A 22,980-nucleotide genomic window follows, 5' to 3' on the forward strand; every position below is an offset into this window, starting at 1 on the left:
ATATCCGTCCATTCCGCGATCCTGGGATGCGAATTGGGCAGGAACTCACCAGGTTTTTCAGCTATCCGCAGCAGATCTGGCATTTGATTTATACGACAAATGCAGTGGAGGCGTATCACAGGATGGTGCGGAAATTTACAGTAGAGCTCTCTTCTCATGTCCATCCACGGAAGTTATACTAATTATTGACGTTATAACGCTTAACTTTGTTGTACAGTGTAGCCAAAGAAATATTTAAAGCCCTGGCTGCCCGTCTTTTGCCCTCCAAGGTTGTCCCATAGCGACTGAGCGCACGGCGCAAGAGTAGTTCCTCCATGCGATTCAAGGGCATGACATCAGGATTTTGCAAAAATTGATCCACCCCCTGACCGATCGACTCGGCGAGATGCCTGCGCCCAATGAAAGATTCTGCCGTTAAAATCATCGCCCGCATCAGAGATTGCCGCAGCTCTTCCACATTACCCGGCCAGCGGTAAGACATAAACACCTCTTCCGCTTGAGGAGTCAAACCTTGTACCGACTTACGCAATCGTTGGTTGAATTCTCGAATATAATGCGCAGTTAAAGCCATGATATCGTCCCGGCGTTGACGGAGCGGCGAAATGTAAATTTCCCATTCTGTGGCGTAACGATAGAGTTCTGCGTCGATTGTTTTCTCATACATGAGTAGATGGATATTCTGCGAAGAACCCAGTAGAACACGAACCCCTTCCGCTTCAGCCGCCAGACAAAACCGGTGCAGCCGGGCTTGTTCGTCCATCGTTAAGCTCGCTATCTCCCGGAAATACAGAGTACCGCCCTTCAAGAACCTTAACTTTGTTTCTACATTTTCCAGACTCAAAATATCTCTAATTCCTTCGTCAAAATCACAGTCCACCTGCAAAAATGGTTTCCCCAGACGAGAACTCTCGTGATGAAGATACGTCGCCATGAGAAGTTTGCCAACCCCAATCTCTCCTTGAAACAGAACCGGGCTGTTTTCACGGGCTGCCTTGCAACACATCTTTACGGCCTGGCGGATATCCTTGCTGCTTCCAACAATCACAGGTTGAATCAAATGTGAAACTACACATGTATCCATCCTTTCCATCCTCCCCCGATCATTCTGCTCCTAACACCTGTAACCAATTCTATTGTATACTATAACAGTGGAAACTCAAAGAAGAATTTGCGTGTTACAGTGAACCCGTTCGGCTATGCTGAACATCGGGACATACAACATTAAAAACCCGTTACAACGGGTTACCTATCGCGATATGAGTACGCACCCCCCAAGCACAATATGTCAACCCGACAAGTGCTGGCAGAATTGACACAAAACGAAAATGGATGTTGCTGTAGAAGGCCATGCAGACGACAAGCCATGTGATACTGTTACTGACGCTCTTTAATATCCATAGGGTTATCGAGGTCGGAAATGGTTCCCGACACACACTCGAAAGGGTACCTGAGATGATGGATACATCACCCATCCGATAATCCTGGCATATTTCTAAATGTTAAAAATGTCAAGTAGGTTGCCCTCGCTCTATGCTGTGGAAGATGTGTGTTTACTCGTCTGACAGGCGGACCCAACCCGGTTGAAAGAAACGCTTTGTGGAGAGCTTTTCCGTCGTCCACCGCCTGCATCTAACAAGGGCAACATAAACCGGTCAGCAGCAAGCTCCCGGCTCTTTTTTACCGAATATGCCATGTAAACGACAGACGGACGAACGCATCCAGGAATCCCGGTCAGTCCATCCGTTAAATTACGGACAATTTACGCCATCAATCCACGGACACTGTGCGGCGGCAGTAACACTTTTTGAACAGAAATTCAATGATCTCTTCCTGTGATTCCTTTTCCTTGTCTCCGTTATGAGCGGGTGTCAGCAAACTACTGGAATATCTCAAACGAAAGGGGGAAAGCTAACACGAGGAACCAGTACAATAACGGAGAGTGAGAACGGTGAACAATCTCGAACAAGGGATCAACGGCACGGCGGCGAAGGCGCCCTACCACGCCATTCAACACAACCCGGAAAATATTCAGCTCACAGCGGCGGAAATCGGTCAACTGTGGACCATGTATTTGGCAGAAAGTATGGGAGCCTGCATGCTGCCCTACTTTGCGGCCACATCGAAAGACCCCGATATCCATGCGGTCTTACAGTTCGCGTTGGATGCCTCGGCCCGTCACGTTCAAACGATAACCGCTATCTTTGAGGCGGCTTATTTCCCCATCCCCCATGGCTTTAGAGACGAGGATTTTGACGTGTCGGCCAAACCGCTTTATTCCGAGACGTTTATGCTCCTTTATACCACTCTAATGGCCAAGTACGCTATCCTGGGTTTTGGCCTCGCCTATACCAGTTCATCCCGTCCCGACGTGAGACAGTTCTTCGAGGGCTGTTTAAATGATTCGACGGCGATCAGCAAAAAGGGCCATGCCGTACTCCTGGCCAAAGGACTCCTTCCGAGAGCCGCCTATGTACCCATCCCCGACCGGGTCGAATATACTCATGACGTACAGGGTTTTTATAAGGGTTTAATCGGGGATAAAAGACCCCTCAATGCCCTGGAAATAGACCATCTTTTCGTCAATATTATCTCCAGATCTTTGAGAAATACCTTAACGACCGGCTTCGAACAGACCACAAAATCTAAATTGATTAAAGATTATTTGTCTCGCGGCCGCCTCATAAATGATAAACAGATCGACATCCTCTCTCAACTCTTGGAAGATGCCGACCTGTCCACCCTGCCAAACTACGACCACCTCGTCACAGAGTCCCTTGAGTCTCCTTTCAGTGACAAATTAATCCTGTTCCACTTTACGACGATGACGGCTAATGCTATCGCGGCCGGAGGACTTGCTTTGTCGAACAGCACCCGGAGTGACATTATCTTGACCTTCGGCCGTTTTATCGCCGAACTGGGCGACTTGGCTAAAGACGGCGTCAACCTGATGATTAAGCAAGGCTGGCTGGAAAGGGTTCCCGAAGCCGCGAATCGCAAAGAGCTGAGCACGCAATAATAGCTGCCGTCTCTGCATCGAGACTATGGCCCACCCGGATCTGCCTCGCCCTCCCTCTCAACCAGCCTCTAACCCTGTTCCCTATTTACTAGCTCCAATAGTCTTCTTAGGCTTCGGACATTATGCAGCGGCAGTAACCCTGAATCGATAGCGCTTGTTGCAAAGTAGGGTGTCTAGCTACCCTTGCGTTTCTGAATCACAACTCTTTCGCCAAATTCTCCGTAGAAGTGATAACCGGAGCCCGCCTCAGCAAGAATATCCAAAAGCCCATCGGGACGGGTTACGACCGTCCCACCCAGAAGGTTTACCCCCCGCTGAAAGAATGCCTCTGGAAGCATACTCGCTGTCGGTCCCACCACCACAATGTCGGCCTCCGGCTTGGTCAGCTTTAGTAAATCCTCCAGCGTATCATTGATTAGCGTGGTACCCGTGATGACAACGAGGTCAGCTGTAGGTAATACTTCCGGAGCCCGGTCCGTCGCTTTATAGAACGGCAATTCATCAGCTTTGAGGGTGACCGGGTCCATCTCCAAGATACAAAATTTATTCTTGCCTTTTTTGACCCTCTTTATAATTGGAGTCAAAGCACCCACGATTACAGTATACCCTTCTTCAGGAAGGGTCAGCGTCTCGAACGCATCGACTCCATTTTTAATTACGTAGTCGAGTGGTGGCCGCAACTGCCAGCAGGTGGCAGACAACGCGTTGAGCACAGCAATTCCTAAAGCCTTTTTTAAGACTTTCCCCATGAACATTTCTTCAATAAAGTCAAGGACCTTTTTCCCTTTAAGTTGTCCCGATAAAGGCATCATCCGTGTCCCCCACCGAAGACTCGATGTTCAGCTTTAGCTGAACGAGTTCACTGGTTCCTTTGCACTCTTCTCTTCACTCCAGCAAACCATATTTTACTTTGATCCGGTTCAGCTTTTTAAGCCACGGCTTAGCAAGTAATAAAATAAAAAGTACAGTTGATAAGGCATTCGTAAAATCAAGCCAGAAGCTAGAGATATAGGCGGCTGCAACAGCTGCCCAGGTTATCGGCTGGACAAAGGCAACAATAAACCAGATATTCATAACCCAACCAAAGGCAAAGCCGGTCAAAAAACCATAGATTGATAAAACTAAGACGCTTTTTGACCCTCCCTTGCTCAACATTCCCGCCCCAAAGCCAATCATTCCCCAACAGAACATTTGCCAGGGAGTCCACGGTCCTTGGCCCAAAAACAAATTAGAAGCTACCGCTGCCACCGCCCCTGTCAAAAATCCGGCTTCAGGGCCAAAGGCTACGGCAGCAATAATCACAATCGCCGAAGTCGGTTTAAAATCCGGGACAGGCGCAAACACTACCCGTCCTAAAGCAGCCAGTGTCGCCATGACAGCGATTATCACCAACTCTCTGGCCTGGGGCTTGCGTCGTTCAAATCTTAGAAAAAAAGGCACCGTAGTCACAATGATAAGCAAAACACTTAATAGCCCGTAATTGCCATTCCCCACCAGAGCACTTATGATCAATAATACCGGTATCAGAACAACCAAGCCTTTTCTAACCAGCTTGAGGCGTGTATTTGTCTCAGTTTTCCGGCTTGTGTTAATCATACTCTCTTGCGTATGCGGGTTTTTCTTAATGTTCGTGTCTATGCTCTTTAAACCGGCGCTTACATCAATATTCGTACTTGCCCTCGGAGTTAGCGGCTCAGATTCATCTGACATAGCTCAATCACATCCTTACACGTTACAGCTTTCGGAAACATCCCTCTGGCCATACGGTTGGCAGCAGTCGTATAAAAACTATTACCGGCAAAAAATTCACTGGCAGGGCCTGTTGAGACATTATCCCCGTCAAAAATCATGGTGCAGGTGTCGGCATGTTCCGCGGCAAATTCCAGATCATGGGACACCAGAATCACTGCTACTCCCTTTCGACAGAGATTCTGGAAAATTTGCGCCAATATTTCTTTGGAATGGGCATCAAGTCCTTTGGTTGGCTCATCCAGCAAGATCACTCGCGGTTTTAGGAGCAGCAGCTTGGCTAAAGCGACTTTTTGCTGCTCTCCGCCGCTTAGGTCATACGGATGATGGAGCAAGAGATCTTCCACACCCAGTTCTACCGCTATACCGGCGAGTTCCCCGCGGAAAGTATCCTGATCCGGATTCAACAAGTGAGCCGTTTCTTCCAGCTCCTCCCTAACCGTGTCATGAACAAACAAAGCTTGGGGATCTTGCGGTAAGAGAACAAGATTATGGTGGTATAACTCACCTGCCTTAAATTCTCTTATTTTCCTGCCGTTAATAAGAACCTGCCCCCGGTATGGTTTTAACAGCCCCGCTATGACTCTTAACAAGGTCGACTTGCCGGCACCGTTGCCACCCAGAACGCCCAAGACCTCACCCGGAAAGGCTTGAAGCGACAGTCCTCTTAATATATCACCACCCTCTCTTTCATACCTGAACCAAACCTGCTTGACTTCCACCGCCGGTTTAAGCCGAAGATTGAAGTTCGGGCTCCGAGGTCCGAAGTCTGATTTACGGTCTAATCCCTTTTTCAGTTCCCTGGCCGGGTTCCTTTTACTGAACGGCAGGAGTTCATTTAACCAGGTACGCCCTTCCCGTACTGTTAACGGGCAGCTTCCCTTTCTAATTGCGCTGTAAATTCGGACAGGGGAAGGCAGTCCTATATATATAACCTGTCTGTTCTCACTTTCCAGTAGTTCAACAATTTTTCCAGGTTCACCGGCTTCGAGAATCCGGCCCTCATCCATCACCACCACCTGATCAGCCATGGGGAAGACCTCCTCCAGCCTGTGTTCGCTCAAAAGCACCGTTACTCCCACATCCCGGTTGATCTTACGGATGATATCCAAGAATCCCTGGGCAGCGATAGGGTCAAGCTGGGCTGTAGGCTCATCCAACAGTAACATCCTGGGTTGCATCGCCATTACCGCCGCCAAATTCAGCAACTGCTTCTGCCCCCCCGACAGCTCAGACACCGGCTTTCTAAACCAGCCGTCAATGCCAAAAAAGCTGGCCATTTCCGCCACTTTACGCCGGATTTCCGGAGTACTTAAACCTAGATTTTCCAACCCGAAAGCCATTTCATGCCAAACCATATCCGTCACAATCTGAGTATCTGGGTTTTGCCTGACGAAGCCAATTTCCGAAGCGGCAGTTAACAAAGGCAATTCTTCCAATAACTTGCCAGCATAATAAATTGCCCCGCTCTTCTGACCGTGCGGAGCTAACTCCCGCTTCAGATGGCGTAATAGTGTGGTTTTGCCGCATCCGGATACCCCGCAGATCACGACCATTTCTCCCTCTTCAACTACCAGCGAAATATTAGCCAAGGCTCTGCCGGAGGCATTGGGATAGGTAAAGTTCAAGTTTTCTATTTGCAGAAATGCCATTTTAGATTCTCCCTAAATTCAATTAACACCGGCAAAAAGGCATATGCTCCAAATGCCGTATACAAACACAGTGCCAGCCCGGAAATTTTCAGCGGGGCCAGCACAGGATAAAAACGCATTACACCATAACCCAAGAAATACCCTGTCAGGCATATTCCGGCCAAGCCTAACACCACGGCCAGGATCACCCCATCCCGTGCATCAAATTTGAACAAAGAAAAGGTGGTTCTGTTTTTCACTCCATAACCCCTGGCTTTCATGGAATCGGCCGTTTCCATCCCATCTTCCATAGCCCAGCTCAGCAGAATTGAAGTAATGCGCATACTTTTTCGCAAACGCTGAACTAGATTTCCTGTACGGGCATCCAGGCCGATAGCTTGTTGGGCAGATGCAACCGCTTTCAACTGAACTTTTAGGTTAGGGATCATCCGGAGAGTCATCGTAATCAGCAAAGCCACTGTCGGAGCAAATCCGGCAAACAAATACAAAAACTTATCCGAAGTCATAACTTTACTATAGCAAGAAAACCAAAGCGCCACCGCAACAAGAGAAGCGGCCATACACAAGCCGTAGGTAACGGCCTCCAAGGTAACAGGATTATCGCGCAAGTAAAACAGCACGGTTTTTCCCCGGTGATTAAACAGAGGATTGGCAAGGGCAATCAGCAAAAACATGGGAAAGTACAATTTTACACCGGATTTTACTCCTTGACCGCCAGACAAAAGCCAAGAAAGAAACAAAGCACCGCTTAAGGAAATTCCAACAAAAACAGGGTGCTGAAATAAAATCGTGAAAATAATTATAAAGGCAAAAAATGTAAAACTAACAGCAGGATGAATGGCCGAAAATGCTCTTACCACGCTTTATCCTTTCTCACTTTTTAACCGGAAACGAATTCTGACCCAAATCTTTTCCCAAATCACAGGTATATAGCCAGTCGATAACGTCCCCGCTTTTTAATTTATAGATCCCACAACTGGAGTTGGAAGGCTGTTTATTGACAAAATACAGCCAACCGCTCAATGGTCCCGCGTCAAATTCATAAAGGCTATTGATCCCTTGAACATAAGTAGTGCCTTGAAAACCTTCATATTCCATGGGAATTTTGTGTGCGCGTGTCACTTGTTTCAGAACGTCAATAACGGTTTCCCCATCGGTTATTTCCACCGTGGTTGGAGGTAAAATGACGCCATTAACCGGTACAACTCCCTGGAATTTTTCCTGACTGGCCAATCCTTTGTTTACCGCTGTCTGACAGCTGATGGAAATAGTAACCGTTGGCTTGACGGGACCAGACGGCTGGGCAACACCAGGCTGCCGACTGACGCCGGCAGCGATCATGCCTGATGCTTGGGATGAAGCGGGTGCCTGGCCCGCACCGGAGGTGACTGATGATGACTGAGAATTAGTTGAAGGAGCAGAAGCAGAATTGGCAGCGACTGTCTGCTCCGATGTCTTCTTCTCAGGACTCTTGGCAGCATTTGAAGCACTTGGTGCTCCGGCCTGCCCTCCAGACGCCTTGCTCACCTGTGAAGTCCCGGAATCGGCGATTGCCGCTCCCCTGTCGACTATCTCACCGGATGCAGCACTACTGTTAGACAAACCGGTACTCTTGTTGGCCGTTCCGCAACCCGTAACAAGCAACATCGTCAGAATACCAAAGAGCAGTAAAAGTACTCCTTTTTTTTTCAAGATTGATCCCCCCGTAGATACGTTTGCCCTTACAGAATCGCGGTTTCAATCTCCGACATTAACCGAAGATGTCGGAACAGTTTGGGTTTTCCCGGAACGAAAATCATATAAGGAACTCATTCCGTCCTTTAATCTTTCATAAGCAGCCAAGGCAAGCAGCGCTTGTTCGGAAGCAGTACTATCCGAATTTCCAGTTAAGAGATGTTTAAAACCGCCATCTGCAGCTCTAAACTGGAGTAGAGCACTTAATAAGCTATTATTATTTTTAATGAACATGGGATTGGTGTCAATATCCATTCCTAGCGAAGACAAAGCGATAATTACTTGACTTATGCTTTCACTGTTCTCGATGCCCCCAGATTTGAATCCTCCCTTCGAGTCCTGCAAGGCCGCTAAACAAGCGACCGCCTTCTTAACGGCAACCTGCACCTCCGGATGGCTGTTTGTATTGAAAGGGGCTAAAGCCTGAAGGGCCATCGCCGTAATATCCGGATCGCTTGCACCGGTTCCGTCCAGGGAAAAGCCGCCATCGGGCAACTGCTTATCCAGAATAATCTTTAACAGTTTATCCGGCGTCCATGGAGCGTTCGAAGGCAAATTATAATCACCGCTGTCCAGAGCAATCAGGGCAAAAATCGGTCCATTGATGCCCTGGGCTTCCACATTGGGATAATTGGCTATCTCGGCAATCAAGTCCTTGCCAGCAAAATTGCGAGGATCCCCTCCGGCTGCCCCTACAGCCAAGCTTATTCTGGCCAAGTCGGTCACTTTCTGTGTAACGGAGTTCCAATCTTGGGCAATGTACTTCTCGTTTTCCGCCAGATAAGAGGGCAAGCCTTCGTAGCGGTTCAGTCGCCCCAGTCCGACGGTGGGCCAATTGTAGACTGTTGGATTAATGATTTCACCAGGAGCCGCTTGTGTAAAAGCCCTTTGGATATCGGCCTTTTCCCAGGCTACTAAACCATTGATGGTTTCATCCACCTCTTGGCGTGATATAACCCCTTCCTGGGGCTGGGCTAAGTCGGGAACCAGAGCCCGTATCTTGTTCTCTTGATCCGTGCTGATAACTCCTTCTCCTCCCACAATGACCAGATCCGAGATTGCTCCTTTGTGGGCCGTTAGGAAACCCGAAGTAGCTTCCGGGACGGTATTATCAACCATAATAACCGGAGAGAAGGAATGCGCAGCCAAATTCCCGGCGGTTAAGGCATCGGCAAAATCCAGACCTGTTACCACATAAACCTGATCCGTATCAAGCTTCAGCCCTTGGGCTATAGCCGCGGCAGTCGCATAGCGGTCACTGCCGCCGTAACGTACCACTCCCGGCAAACGTTGAGTGATTTCTGCCGGCACGACGGAACTCCCTCCTACCACAAGGGTAGAATTAACTTTTTGCGCAGCCAGGGCCTGAACGGTAGGATCAGGGAGAACCGTTCTTTTCGTAAAAAGAATCGGGATTCCTTTGTAGGCCGCATAACTGGATACCGCCAGAGCGTCCGCATAATCGTCACCGTTGGCAAGTATGGCCTGACCTGTGGTACCGAGGGCGCCAGCTATCAGTCCAGCCGTGCTATATCGGTCCGGCCCGCCGTAGCGCAACACGTTATCCGTTCCATAGGTTTTTTCCATCTCAGCTTGGATAGCTTGGGAAATGACGGCTGTACCTCCGATTAAGGTAATCTTTTTGGGCTTGAGTTTTTGTATTTCTGCCAAGGTTGACGGATTAATAGTATCTGCCTCTGTTAAGAGGATAGGGGCGTTGAGTTTAAAAGCCAGGGGAACGGCAGCCAGGGCATCGGGAAAGGCATAGGCATTAACCAGAACCACATTGTCTGCCCCGGCTTTCCAGCCCTGTGCCGCAACCGCATCGGCTGTTAGGAACCGATCAGTGCCCGCCAGACGCCTAGGTAAACTAGAACTATCTGCCATTACGGCATACGTAGAAAGGTGATAAGTAGGCACGGATATGGTCTTGGTGATCGGATCAAAAACACCGCCTAACTTGACCCAATCGTTTTTGGCCGTATCCCACCAATAGATGGCCAGTTGTTGGGTCGTGATCCCATTGGGAAGATCGCCTGAAACGACTGGGAAACTAATGATAACGGGAGCTTTAAACTGAACGGAATGTTCCGGAACCGCGCCGGTCGAGTTTTCAATGCCAAACTGGCGCTGGTATTTAAGAGGATCCAGTACTATGGCGCCTGTATCAGCCTGAGGTGGGGTCGTCACCTTGCCTATCTCGACAGTGAATTTAACCGGAGCGCTCTGATTATTTAATGCTCCCGGCGGCACTCTCAGCTGAACTCCGTCCACTGCCCGCAGGACCACCTGCCCGGCAGCCGCCGGATTTACTGCGGGAGTGTTTTCCGGCAGGCTAGCCCCGGCCTGCTGCTGGGCCGTGACATTATTTAAGACCGCCAAAGCTGCCTGATTCCTTTGGCTGTTTGATTCGGTTGAGCCAACCGGATTCGTCTTTGCTGGCTGTGATGGATTTGAGCCGCTGCTGGTAACGGGGGTTGTGGTTCCACCTCCGGTACCAGGGGTTATCGTTGCACTGCCGGTGCCCGTTCCTGGATTATTGTACCCCGGTACCCCTAGGTCTTGGCCCAAATTAGTTGTATAGCGCCAAGCTACAACATCGCCGTTTTTCAAAGCAGCTGCCGCTGCACTTACGCTTCCATAAACTCCGTTTACGGAAAACATCCAACCACTTAAGGGGCCGTCAGTCCCTGCCTTTAGGCCACTAATTCCGCTGACATAAATGGAAGATCCTGAGCCGCTAACAGTCACCTGCGCCTGGCCGAGCTTCCTGACCAGAACGGAATAAGCTGTATCCCCACTTTCCAAGGGAACAGTTGTCGGCGAGAGTAAAACTTGGCCGTTCTTTCCGGTAACCGATAAAGTGATATTGTTTTGGATAGGGGGCAGTGAAGAACCTCCACCAGCGGCCGGCGTCGTGTCGGACACAGCTATCTGTAAAGTTTGAGGATTCCCGGCGCTGAAATTGAAAGTCAGAGTGGTTGTCCCTATCGGCTGTTGGGCCAGGTAGCTTTTGCTGATGGTTACAGTACTCCCATTAGCCGCTATCGAATAGTCGCTTCCTTCCGTCAATAAAGTCGTGCCATTGGCTATATTGGTTAAACTCTCACTTCCGTAAACAGCCATTGTTACGGATATATCGGCTTGGTTAGCGGGATTCTTGTCAAAAGCAGCCGTCACCGGCGCAATAGTGCTGTTGTTCTCCTGGGGATTGCTTTCTTGTAACCGCTGCCAAACCGATTTTTTGGCGCATAGATCACCAAGGGCAATCAAGGATTGATAGGTGGCCATAGCGTCAGTTTTTCCAGGATTGTATGGAGAATAAAACGACCCGTCGCTTAACTGAAAACTAAGCAGGTCATCCAGCATTGTTTTCCCGTTCTTTTGCCAGCCAGCTGATAAAGGATCGGCGCCGACAGCTACCAAACCTGAAATGACCGTAGCATCACTATTGGGATTGTCGCTTCCCCAAGAGGCAAATCCTCCCGTAGCCTGTTGTATCTTCTTAAGGTAAGCTTCCGCTTTCTGGATAGCAACGGTTACACCGGCTGTCGTCTGATGGTTGGCCAGAGCTAACAGGGCCATTCCTGTATCATCCGGATCACTGGTATTGTAATCTTTTGAATAGAAAAAGCCTCCATCGAGATTTTGATAGGTCAACAAATTGGCAACCGCTTTCTCTTGGTCATACGGTGTTTTTCCCGCATCCAGAGCTACCATCGCCCAGCTTTGGTCGTCTGAACTTGGGCCATAGGAACCTGGAAACGCGCCTGTACTGCTATCCTGTTTGGCCTTCAGTTCCGCTAAGAAGTTGCTCGGATTCACTCCCTTGGCCAAACTTCCCAAGATATTTCCATAAAGGCTGGCTTTACTGCTGTCCCAATTCGTTTTAGTGCTATCTCCGGCACCCCAGAGTCCTACCATATCCCACCAAGATGTAGCATTACTATAATTTTGGCTTTTATAATAATTTAGTACTTTCGTTAAACTCTTTAAATAAGCCGGCGCCGTGTCGGACACAACTATCTGTAAAGTTTGAGGATTCCCGGCACTGAAGTTGAAAGTCAGAGTGGTTGTCCCTATCGGCTGTTGGGCCAGGTAGCTTTTGCTGATGGTTACGGTACTCCCATTAGCCGCTATCGAATAGTCGCTTCCTGCCGTCAATAAAATCCCGCCATTGGCTATATTGGTTAAGGTCTCGCTTCCGTAAACAGCCATTACTACGGATATATCGGCTTGGTTAGCGGGATTCTTGTCAAAAGCAGCCGTCACCGGCGTAATAGTGCTGTTCTGATTTGGTGCCGCATAAACTGGTTTCGCAAAAGGAGTCTGCACAACCAGCATGGACAGCGCCATAACAGCTATCAAAAGCCATGAATATAGATTTCGGAAGCTTTTTCTCATTGTATTCGTCCCTTTCTCCTTACTAAAAAATAGCAAATATCCCCCTGAGCTGTTTTCATTTTTCAAAAGGCTATGACTTATCCCAGTGTCTTTGTCAACCCGAAGACCGTAGGCAGGAGCGTGAACCGCACTCTCAGCTCCATTTCCCCGAAATATTTACGCCGATTTGTAGTTAATCATCATGCGTGGAGCACTCAAAAAACCCTCTACAGAATGCCTGTAAAGGGTTTTGCCTTGCTCGCCTAGCCGGATCGTTGGTCACCCGACAAAAGCAACACCTCCCTATCTTCGTAGGTATCTGTGCTGTTCCGGAGCGAGCAGGTCTCCTGGCTTAAGTTCATCGCTGCCTTACGTCTTCCCGGTTTTACCCAGTGACACTATGTAAGGCCGCTCACTATCACAGTGGCGGGACCGCGTCAGATTTTAACTGACTTCCCTTTTTCAATACTTTCCCCTTGAGAAAGTATACTCGCGCCGCATCTATTGAGTTTTCGTACTTTTAGGTTAACACAGTGGCACAGGGCTTGTCAATCCTCACCTTGTGTTCCTGTGTTCCCGAAGTGTTTGTCACATGATCGAAACATTGTCAGAGCTTCAAGAAGGGCCGCCCGAGAACCAACATTGTGAGCATCGTCTCTCATGCGATCATGCGGTCCTAACAGGCGGCAATACATAATGAAGAGAAGGTATATTATTAGATTCTGCCAAGTGAATCTAATAACCAAAGTAAGAAAGTATTGAGCACTGAGAATCGCCACTGTAAACCCTCGGTATGTCCCGTTGGGGTCTAAACAGAAAAACAAAAGCCCATGAAAATTCATTCCGCATCCTGACGCCGTAAGACCTCCATGGCCTCTTCCTTCTGCTTGATTCTATTCGCTTTTTTGCCGGATATCCGGCTCATCTGTTTGCACTTACTTCTCCGTGCCCGGATTTACGGACAAAATGTTGAACAATAAAAGCAATCAGCCCGATTAAAAGTAAACCCACAAAGGCGGACAAAAGATAACCCAAGGCTTGCTGCCAGAACGTATGGTCATATCCGGCAATACCATAGCCTTTGAGCAAAGCGTGTTTCCAGAAATCACCGAATTTTTGCATCCCGGCGGGCACAAATCCTAATTTTTCCTTTAAATCTTTTCCACCCCATTCGCCCCAGGCAGTTCCCGAAGCCAAAAGCCCCAAGGGAGTGAACACGGCAATAACCAATAAGCCAATAACATACTTCCTCAGCCGCAACGCCGGGCTTGTGCTTTCGCGGTTATTTCTCAATTCCAACATAGCCGGGTTAGAACGTTGCAGATAGGCAAGAACCATGGTGGTAACCACAGCCTCCACCGGCCCGGCTATCGTCGCATGCGCAAAAAGCATGGCCGGTACAGCCACATTCAAGCCATAAGGGCTGTAGAGCGGAGTCCCGTTGGCGGTATGGAAAAGAAGCGGCTGCAAGCCAAATTCTGTTCCGGCACAAACAGCCGCGACACACAAGCCGATGTAGCCGCCGATGGCAGCACCCACTAAACGGCGTTTTGACGAAATCTCGCTCTTACCGGCGATTAAACGGTAAATGGCGTAACTCAGGAACGGCAGCACAATGGCCATGTTGAAGATGTTTGCCCCTAAGGCCAAAATACCCCCATCCCCGAAAAAGATCGCCTGTATCACTAAGGCAATAGATACACCAATAGCCGCTGTCCATGGACCAAACAAAATAGCCAGCAACGAGCCGCCCACCGCATGTGCTGTCGTCCCATCGGGAATAGGAACATTGAACATCATCAGCGTAAAACAAAAGGCCGCACCCACAGACAGTAGAGGAATGTTCTTAACACTCAGTGTTTTAGAAGTCTTCTTAGCCGCAATGCCCAAGACAGAGGCGCTCACAATCCCCATCAGCGCATCGGTTTGCGGACTTAAGTATCCGTCCGGAATATGCATGGACTGGTCCCTCCCTCATTAATTAGCCAATTTTGTTAATACCGATTTGTTCATGCCGATTTATGTCTTTACTGGAAATTACACATGCCTTACCCTCCTCTCCTAAAAAAGAAAAGACCATAGAGAGACCCGTAATTAAGTCGGACCTCCATGGCCTTTTTTAAATCTTTAATTTTGGAAACAAACTGACTTTGAGGCTGGCACAACCGCTGTGCTAATCGAGAATGCCGATCGCATTTTCTTCAGGTGCCTCACCCGTTAATTAGGTATTCGACACAGTCACCAGAATACCTTCTTGATCCTGAACATATTTTTATTTTATTTTTAGGCAATGAGTCTGAAGAATCCGTTACACCTTACTTGGCACTTATTTTTACGGTTTTCCGTGAATTAGTTTAATACCGTAAAAATTGTCAAAGACTGTTATGCTATGGGGGTAAAGGCCTCATCCATCCCCCATTCCAATAAAGGAGTATTCGTCCATGCCTAATCTAGACATTCCGGAAAATATCATTTCCGCCCTAGCCTCCAGCCGACAAGCTTACGAGGAGGGGATAGTCCATTATCGCGCGCAAACGGTCCAAAGACGGCTCAATAATGTCCTGTGACTGTCATTGCCTTTCTTATGGCGATCACACAGGAGCCTGCAGACACATTGTGGCCGTTTTTAAAAACCGCCCAGAATCAGCTCGCTTCTCAAGCCTCCGCCCCGGATCAGAAGATCCTTTGTTCTTGCGAGACGTCACACGTATATACATGCCTGCATTTTACCACACGTCAGACAGGTCTCCAAGCAGTAATAAGGGATATCCACAACTTATCCACAGAATCGCGTGCCTACGCATTTTCGCTGTTTTTGCCTGTGGGTAAGCCCTGAAACCCGCATGAATAAAGGCATCCATTTTTTAACGGATGCCTAAATCCACGAAAACCTGTCGAAGCCGAGCTCCCCAGGCCCAGGGATTCCTTACCTAGCCCCGGCTCGACCGTCTCGACCGTCTCCGGCCAGGCTGCAACTCATAGCGCAGTCTCGCCCGATGCACACGCCACCTCGGCCTAATCAAATACCGGCTGTCGCTTGGGTATTCGAAAATGAGTCTGCTCCTCGGTCTCAGGCCCTTTTCTGACCGCCTCGCGACGTGTCAGATAACCTAACTCTGGACTGGACGGATCGAGGGTCCGACTCTCCAGTGAGCCCCCAGAGTGTCCTCGGATCTTGGCCTCGTTCCAGTGTAAGGACTGGAACGAGGCCAACACCTCCACTTAACGAATTAGGGCTGCGAGTCGCCCGATAGAACCGAAACAACTACCGACGATTCACCCAAATGAAAGAGCCAGAGCGCCACAACACCCTAGCTGTCATCTTTAGCCCTTGTATCTTAGTGGATAGGCGTACAGCACCGGTACCCACACCTACTACGCCTACCACAAATTACTAGCTCCCCTTCCACAAATTATCTAAACCGACGTTTTCCAGTCACACGGAGGGTTGCACACCGGAACATGTTTTTCACCTAGTTTTACCCATAAACATGTTCCCCTGTGCGAGGAACATGTTCCGGCGGACGAGCTTATGCGGCAAAAGCATAAAATCGTCTTATACATTTCCTTATAACCACATCTCGCAGTCCTCTTGAAACACCCCCACAAACCATGAGACCCGCTCGTAGAGCGGGTCTTAGCTATTCATATTTTCGAGACATGTTACGCTTTCCACGTGCCCGGAGACGTCGATAGAGCTATAAATTCCCTGTAACTTGCTTACAATTAAGTAACACCTACGTACTTTAATGTTACCTCATTGAAAGCTTGAAGGTTGTTAGCGTGGTGGCTGAAGACGAAATTCGTAGATAAAAAGGCATATGATGGCCAGAAGTCCACTGACTGTCAAACTCATAACCATGGTGCTTGGTGGATGAATTCTCAGATAAATAGGGCTTAAAGCTAAGAAAAGCAAGAGGAAACACTCTACTATGAGAATAAGGAACTGAGTCATCCTCCTCTTATGTCGCCCTAGAATGTAACCGAGTACCGCATAAAAGGACAGAGCCGCAATAAGAAATCCCTGGCTTGGAGCCTGAAACGGTATGAGATTCTCAAAAATACTGAAACTATAGCCTTTGAAAATTAAACGAAACAGATAATCGATAAGAGTACCCCCAACCCAAGCAAGTGCCAGCGGAAGCACATGTGTCCAGCGTTTTGTCGTGAACCGGAGTGCCATAACAACTATGACAAAGACAACCAGAATGAACAGGTGAGTCCCTATGGCATTGATCTTTTGCATAAACGACACTAGAAAAAGCGGTGTAGAACCTGCTAACCAATTAGCCACGAGACCATCAAATTGGCCGACTTCATGAGCAACAAAATCTTGAATTAAGCCCATTAACACAATAAACAGTACCAAAAAGAGCAGACCACCGATGGTAACAAATAAACGGCGTTTGCCCAGTGACATATAACGTTCTGGTAAGCGTTGCAATTGACTGTAAAGCAAAGAACCTAAACGTTCGTGATTTTTATACAGAAGATAGATCGCCAAGAGCAATACTGCCGCAGTAATTCCTAAAAGCAGAGCATACCGATGAATAATAGGGAGAATAGCTTCCCAACGACTTCCTAATAGCCGTCCTAAACTAACCCAAACAGTAACCCACAAAATAGCTCCAAGATAAGCAAAAAATGCGAAACTCTTGTACCTCAAACGGCTCAATCCTGCAATGTAACCAGATAGGTGGCGGACCCCCGGAATAAAATAACCAATCGTTAATAATTTGCCGCCGTGCCGGTGATACCAATTTAAAACCTTATCCAGACGAGCGCTTCCCGCGTGTTTTTTCAGGTGAATTAATACTCTTTGCTGGAACAATCTTCCCAGAAAATAGGCAACGGTAATCCCACTTATACTACCGCTTGCTGCAGCCAACACTGCTAATACAGGGTTAAGTTTACCTTCATAGGTCAAGAAACCGATGAACACCATTAAAGTCTCATCTGGAATAGGAATTCCTAAAATCGAAATCCCCAAAATTGCATATAAACCCAGATATCCATATTGGGTGACGCAAGAAATAAGATGTGCGGAACTCATAGATACTCCTTTCTGCCCGGAACATCAAATAATGTATAGGATTCCACCCCAACGATTTCTTAGTCCCAGTCAGTAGTTAAGAAAACCCTAAAATAAAGACCTACGCCAAAAAAAACAATGGCATTTAGAGTACCAACTCTTCAGCTTCAGTTTGCTTTAAACAGTTTACTTCGCTCAAAATATTAGCCCAGGATGTTTTGGTAGTATTTACGCAGGCATGCTGTAATACCGTTTTGGAAAACTCCCAAAAACCGGCTGTCGTATAAATAGTAAGGGGTAGGAGTTTCCTAGCAGCTTCAAAGTAGCTTCCTTCGTTGCACCCTTTCCCTTTCGAAACCAGGGGATAGTAGGTCAAAGCTCTCGCGACATTGTGCCTAATCCATTCACTGGGTTCCGCAAAAGGCAAATAAATCCCATGCTCTAAGGCAGTGAGGAGATGCAGGTTTTTGCCTGTCCATTTTTCAAATTCCTTATGTCCGTCAAAAACTGCTCCCACCGCGTGATGTGATGTCTTGTACCAGGTGCACAGCTGCCCCCAAGTAGAACATAGCTTTGGTTATATCTTGTTGGCAGGTGGTGACGGCTTTGTCAAAATAATACTGGCACTCCGTTTCAGCTCCGGGCCTGAAGCTGTTTAGAAGCAAAAAAATAATGGCAGACATTTCTCCAACCCTGGTCAGCCCAAAACGAGCCTTTTCTAAGCCATCGATCGAAGGGACGGAAATAGGCTTCCACATCATCTTTGCCGTCTTGGCAAAGAATATCGTAAGCTTGTTGCAAACAGTAAACGTGTGTTTGACTGGGAGCATCCATGAAAAACTGCAAAGGCATGACTGGCGTCATTAAAGCCTTTGAAACAATGTTCACAGTCTGTCGAGACACTATCCCCAAATAAGACACCTCCTACTCCTCATGCTTCTCCTTAACTGCAAGCAAACACCATTGTTCTAGAATTTATAGCTTGTCCAAAAGACTAATCGCAGCTGCAAATCGTCCGAATCCGTAATGAAAGGTAAAACCCTTTACGAACCTTTGCCACTTCTCTCGCCTATAAAATAAGGACGATTTTTTATCCACAAAAGTTCACAGGTTGTCTTCAAATAGGCCTCTTCGAAATATCTACTGGAATTTTTTAGATAGATGAACTATGGTTGATTTCTCTCGTCTATACTATTGAGGATATTTCTTTAAACCGCTGCTGTGTGGAAGAAATGAACGAAAATAAACCACGTTTGAGGGAGGAAACAATGATTCTGCTGCAGAAACCCCTATTTTTGCCTTTAACGGGCTGCATATAGTGGGACGTATTGACATGAACCACTAGATATAGCGTGTAACATCGCAAAATGGTACTTTCTGCACTGGAATCAACAATAGAATGAATTCATTTGATCTCTTTGGTTATCATCTCATCAACCACTGGGCCGGGCATCATCCAGTATTGGACAAAATGATGGCATTTTTAGCTCAGTATGCTTTAGAGCTATATGTCGTGTTATTTGTTCTGGCTTGGTTTACGCTGCCTAAATCGGATTCGGGCAAACGTCACTCTCTGGTTGTAGCAGGATTTTCGGGTGTATTGGCCTTGGCTTTTAACGCCGTAATCGGTCATTTTTTCTTCCGTCCACGCCCTTTTGCTGTTTTACCAAAAGGAACATTTACCCAGCTCATTCCCCATTCGTTACGTCCTCATAAATTGAAAACAGGATTTCAGGAAAACCTGCCGGTCGAAGTACCTCAACCCCGACCGGCATTTCAATTAGCCCAACGCCTCCCGCACCTCAACCCACGCACTAAATATTTGTTCATCAACCGCTTCCAGCAACGTTTCCCTGCGGCTTAGCGTTTCCAAAATTCGTCAAACCTTTGTTTCAGGCCATTCGGTATTTCGTTGACCTTATCGTGCTCCAGCCTTTTCTTTCGGACTTCCTCCATCTCAGCCGACAGGCTGACAATATCCTTTCAAACCCGCTGATAGCAAGGGCTTCAGCGTATAGCTCAATCGACGTCAACGTGAGGTGTCCGTGGAAACATATCCGTTTCTTTCTCAAGTCTCCCGCGACGTGGGCTAACGAGATCGTCATCGCTATTCATCTCAAAGCGGAGCAAAACCCTCCGCGCTACGTTAACTCAGCTTTTCGACATTCTCCCCCATATTCCTGCCAATAACCCAGGAAGATTTGTACCTTCACACCATTCCTCACGGGGACCCGTCCCACGCAAGCGGCGGGTTCTGTGCATACGACACCTCTCGCAGATAAAAAATTGAAACCTATTCCGCAACCCCGCAATGTGCAGTAACCTGTGCACGAGGTTGTCTGGATGTCAACCAGAGCCGCCAACCCGGTTCAATGCTCGCCAACGGTCCTTCGGCACCCTCTCGGGGTAGAAAGGCCACCTTCGGCGACCCCACCCCCACTGCAAATTTCCTGCACCGGCTCACAATTTTTCCTTCTTTCGGATCTTTTCTGTATACCTGTTCCAGCGAAGCGTCGAGCACCGCAGCTATCTTGGCAATTCCACCGGGTTTCCCGTGCTCCAAATCTCGGGGCTTACCGGTGAAATGGAAAACGGCAGACTTAAAGCCCACCGTTTCACCATACAAGCCGCAGCAAGCGTTGGGTCGCTCTTCAGCGTTGCCCGATTTATGCTGCAATTAAATTGTTGACAAAGTATTGGATGGTTATTGCCATTTACTACCCACTAAATTACACAACCTATGCTCGGTCGCGACCGAAACTTCAGTAATATGTGACAGCAAGCAAACGGTCGGCTCTCTAACTAGATTCCCCTGAAAAAGTCCCTATTTTATAACATCCAGCCAATGCCTCCGTTGCTAAACCCTTTATTCATGCGAGTTGGGTTGGATATCTGTGGCAGAGATTTCTTCGAATTAGCAGTTTTTCAGGGGAATCTAACTAATCTCTGCAGTGACTCCTGCATCCCCCAGCCCTTCTGACAGGTCGTTGCCATTAAGCGTAAATTGGAGAACCCATAAAGACCCTCAGAATTATATTCTTGAGCAGATTCCATCGGCGAAAAAGGATCTTTGAGAACCGCTAGATGAGCGAAGGTACCCAGAACGTGTATTTCAAAAAATTCTTGACAAGAAGTGTCACTCCATGGTTTATAATCGTTAGTAACTAAGATCAGAAGATTTTTTTGTAAAGGATGATTTTAGCGCAGAAAGTACCGGTTTGCGTTCTGACGACGATATTCAGCGGCTCACTGTAAGCCGCTGCCCTACCTCCGGCCGATTCCAAAGCAAAGAAAGTGGTTTCTGCAGCAGAATGAAAGGACTTACTAAGAATGGTTTTATTAAATTGTGGCACTACAAGAGTGGAGTGCCACGGAGTGATTTTTGACAAGGATGGCACACTCATAGATTCACTAAAGATATGGCCGGAGCTTATCCGCCACCGTGTAGAAATCTTACAGAGAAAGCTGAACCTCGCACCGGAAATAGGCCGCCTGATAGAACGAGTCATGGGCCTCAAAGAAAATGGCAAGATAACTTTACGCAGTGTAATTGTTATAGGAACCCGGGAACAGACTGCGGCGGCAGTCAACGCTGTCCTCTACCTGTACCTGGGCTTACCCTGGGATATTGGACTGGCGGCAATCCTGGAAGCTTTTGCCGAGGCCGACGTTGAGATGGGCCTGGCGGCCCAGGCCCTACCCGTAGCCGGAACGTTAGAAATGCTTTCCGCTTTACGGAAAGCGGGGATCGCGTTAGCGGTGGCAACCAACGACTCCCTCTTTCAACAAAGGCTTTGTTGAAAGAGGCCGGAATGGACATCTTTATCTCTGCTTACGCCTGTCGCGACGAAGTCAGGGAAGGCAAGCCTGCCCCAGATCTTTTCTTGCTCGCTTGCGAGCGTTTAGGATTGGAACCCAAAGAATGCCTTGCGGTCGGCGATTCACTGTTGGACGTGAAGATGGGCAACGCCGGAGGGGCAGGGCTTACGGTCGGGGTGCTGACCGGTGCCTCCACGGTTGAGGATCTGAACGGCCACGCGGATATAATTCTCAAGAGAGTTAGTGAGGTACGTCCCGCTTGACTTGGCTCAACTCTTCAACTCTTTTCTGGCGACTGGCTCACAGGTCAACTCCTACTTGACAGATGCCCATTTAACGGCGTAGTATATTAACAATACAACGATATAAATGAATAATTCTCATCCAGAGTGGTGGAGGGACTGGCCCGATGAAACCCAGCAACCGGCCTTGAGGCAGTGGTGCTAATTCCTGCAGGATGTTCCTGGAAGATGAGTTGAGCCAAGGGCTGTCTGTTAACTCTTCCTGGATAAGGAAGAGTTTTTTGTTGTTCTAAAAATACTCTCTGAAAAAGAGGAGGAGGCAGAAAGTTGAGAAATGCTGATGTACGCGTGGGGCTACTGGGATTTGGAACTGTAGGGCAGGGACTTGTACAAGGGATTAATTTGCAGAGTAAGGAGATTAGTCGTCGAATTGGTGCCCCGTTGAAGATTGAAAGGGCCTTGGTTCAAGATGTTAAAAAGAAAAGACCCGTTAGTTTACCTGAATTATCCACTGATGCTCGCGATATTTTGGAAGATCCTGAAATAGATATTGTGGTGGAAGTCATGGGGGGAGAACATCCTGCCTATGCTTATGTGAAGCAGGCCTTGGAGCAAAGGAAACAGGTTGTCACAGCCAACAAGCTATTGCTTGCTTTACACGGCCTAGAGTTCAAAGCTCTGGCCCGCTTAACTGGGACCGGACTACTTTATGAAGGAAGCGTTTTGGGTGGAATTCCAATTTTGCGCACAATTCAACGGGGGCTTTGCGGAGATCGCGTTGAACAAATTGAAGGGATTTTTAATGGCACCACAAACTTTATTTTAAGTCGGATGTATGATTTGGGTGAAGACTATCTGACGGCACTTCGTCTTGCCCAAGAAGCCGGGTATGCCGAAGCAGATCCCACAATGGATGTGAGCGGTTTCGATGCGGCCTGCAAATTGGTAATTCTCTCTCGAGAGTGTTTTAAGGTGGACGTTTGCCTTGAAGATGTGACGATTTCAGGAATCGAACACCTGGATAAACGACAAATTGCTCGGGAGAAAAAGTTGGGACGTATTCCCAAATTGATTGCCCGAGCTAAACCGCAAAAAGCGGCAATCAGAGTCGGAGTCGAATGGTTGCCCGATACAGATTTGTTAAGTCGAGTTGCGGGGGTCCAAAACGCGCTCTCTTTACGAACGCTGATAGTGGGTGAACTTTTCTGGAGAGGTCCTGGGGCAGGTGGATTGGCCACTGGGGGAGCGGTTTTGGCAGATGTTATGGAGGCAGCGGAGCGAGTTCTCATGGAACGCGATGAAACCTTTTAGTCCCAGATAAGTTTGAGCCTTATTGTGAAAAACAAAAGCAAA

General features: G+C 48.0%; 14 protein-coding genes, 1 pseudogene and 2 riboswitches. Of the genes and pseudogenes, 5 read left to right on the plus strand and 10 right to left on the minus strand.

The window, feature by feature from the left end:
- Nucleotides 1-178: 178 nt before the first annotated feature.
- A complete protein-coding gene (locus MNU25_RS19025) occupies nt 179-1,081 on the minus strand; it encodes an AAA-type ATPase lid domain-containing protein (protein ID WP_240986510.1) in 903 nt (300 codons plus the stop codon).
- Between the two features lie 867 nt (nt 1,082-1,948).
- Between MNU25_RS19025 and MNU25_RS19030 the strand changes: the two genes are divergently transcribed.
- Complete coding sequence (locus MNU25_RS19030) at nt 1,949-3,016, plus strand: DUF3231 family protein (RefSeq protein WP_240986511.1); 1,068 nt, start codon at nt 1,949-1,951, stop codon at nt 3,014-3,016.
- Nucleotides 3,017-3,189: 173 nt separating this feature from the next.
- Here the strand turns inward: MNU25_RS19030 and MNU25_RS19035 are convergent, their stop codons facing one another.
- From MNU25_RS19035 to cbiM, 7 genes are all read right to left on the minus strand, one after another.
- Nucleotides 3,190-3,828: a DUF364 domain-containing protein gene (locus tag MNU25_RS19035; RefSeq protein ID WP_240986512.1), complete on the minus strand. Its 639-nt coding sequence runs from the start codon at nt 3,826-3,828 to the stop codon at nt 3,190-3,192.
- Nucleotides 3,829-3,901: 73 nt separating this feature from the next.
- On the minus strand, nt 3,902-4,726 hold the full coding sequence (locus tag MNU25_RS19040) for an ECF transporter S component (protein WP_240986513.1): 825 nt from the start codon (nt 4,724-4,726) through the stop codon (nt 3,902-3,904).
- The gene (locus tag MNU25_RS19045; protein ID WP_240986514.1) at nt 4,702-6,417 is read right to left on the minus strand and encodes an ABC transporter ATP-binding protein; all 1,716 of its coding nucleotides are present in this window, start codon (nt 6,415-6,417) and stop codon (nt 4,702-4,704) included. The genes MNU25_RS19040 and MNU25_RS19045 overlap by 25 nt, the downstream gene beginning before the upstream one ends.
- Nucleotides 6,399-7,277 (minus strand): energy-coupling factor transporter transmembrane component T, encoded by an 879-nt coding sequence (locus MNU25_RS19050; RefSeq protein WP_240986515.1) that lies wholly within the window; start codon nt 7,275-7,277, stop codon nt 6,399-6,401. The genes MNU25_RS19045 and MNU25_RS19050 overlap by 19 nt, the downstream gene beginning before the upstream one ends.
- Nucleotides 7,278-7,290: 13 nt before the next feature.
- The gene (locus tag MNU25_RS19055) at nt 7,291-8,109 is read right to left on the minus strand and encodes a DUF4430 domain-containing protein (protein WP_240986516.1); all 819 of its coding nucleotides are present in this window, start codon (nt 8,107-8,109) and stop codon (nt 7,291-7,293) included.
- Between the two features lie 45 nt (nt 8,110-8,154).
- Nucleotides 8,155-12,555 carry a X2-like carbohydrate binding domain-containing protein gene (locus tag MNU25_RS19060; RefSeq protein ID WP_240986517.1) on the minus strand — a complete coding sequence of 1,467 codons (4,401 nt, stop codon included), beginning with the start codon at nt 12,553-12,555 and terminating at the stop codon, nt 8,155-8,157.
- Nucleotides 12,556-12,854: 299 nt separating this feature from the next.
- A riboswitch (cobalamin riboswitch) is annotated at nt 12,855-13,043 on the minus strand.
- A 412-nt stretch (nt 13,044-13,455) separates the two neighbouring features.
- Nucleotides 13,456-14,493 (minus strand): cobalt transporter CbiM, encoded by a 1,038-nt coding sequence (gene cbiM, locus MNU25_RS19065; protein ID WP_240986518.1) that lies wholly within the window; start codon nt 14,491-14,493, stop codon nt 13,456-13,458.
- A gap of 482 nt (nt 14,494-14,975) precedes the next feature.
- On the opposite strand from cbiM, the gene MNU25_RS20225 reads away from it, so the two are divergent.
- Nucleotides 14,976-15,101 (plus strand): hypothetical protein, encoded by a 126-nt coding sequence (locus MNU25_RS20225; protein ID WP_261486067.1) that lies wholly within the window; start codon nt 14,976-14,978, stop codon nt 15,099-15,101.
- Between the two features lie 1,211 nt (nt 15,102-16,312).
- Here the strand turns inward: MNU25_RS20225 and MNU25_RS19070 are convergent.
- Complete coding sequence (locus tag MNU25_RS19070) at nt 16,313-17,587, minus strand: DedA family protein (RefSeq protein WP_240986519.1); 1,275 nt, start codon at nt 17,585-17,587, stop codon at nt 16,313-16,315.
- 612 nt (nt 17,588-18,199) lie between these two features.
- Nucleotides 18,200-18,478, minus strand: coding sequence for a phospholipase C/P1 nuclease family protein (locus MNU25_RS19075; protein ID WP_240986520.1), 279 nt, complete (start codon nt 18,476-18,478; stop codon nt 18,200-18,202).
- A 487-nt stretch (nt 18,479-18,965) separates the two neighbouring features.
- Here MNU25_RS19075 and MNU25_RS19080 point away from each other — a divergent pair, with 487 nt between their 5' ends.
- From MNU25_RS19080 to MNU25_RS19095, 3 genes and pseudogenes are all read left to right on the plus strand, one after another.
- Entirely contained in the window at nt 18,966-19,430 is a 465-nt protein-coding gene (locus tag MNU25_RS19080; RefSeq protein ID WP_240986521.1) for a phosphatase PAP2 family protein, read from the plus strand.
- A 1,466-nt stretch (nt 19,431-20,896) separates the two neighbouring features.
- Nucleotides 20,897-21,648: pseudogene (locus MNU25_RS20360) on the plus strand (HAD family hydrolase).
- 114 nt (nt 21,649-21,762) lie between these two features.
- A riboswitch (SAM riboswitch) is annotated at nt 21,763-21,862 on the plus strand.
- Nucleotides 21,863-21,954: 92 nt separating this feature from the next.
- Complete coding sequence (locus MNU25_RS19095) at nt 21,955-22,938, plus strand: homoserine dehydrogenase (RefSeq protein WP_240986524.1); 984 nt, start codon at nt 21,955-21,957, stop codon at nt 22,936-22,938.
- The last annotated feature ends 42 nt before the right edge of the window (nt 22,939-22,980 follow it).

Source organism: Acididesulfobacillus acetoxydans, from assembly GCF_902729405.1.
In the GTDB taxonomy this organism is placed as follows: domain Bacteria; phylum Bacillota; class Desulfitobacteriia; order Desulfitobacteriales; family Desulfitobacteriaceae; genus Acididesulfobacillus; species Acididesulfobacillus acetoxydans.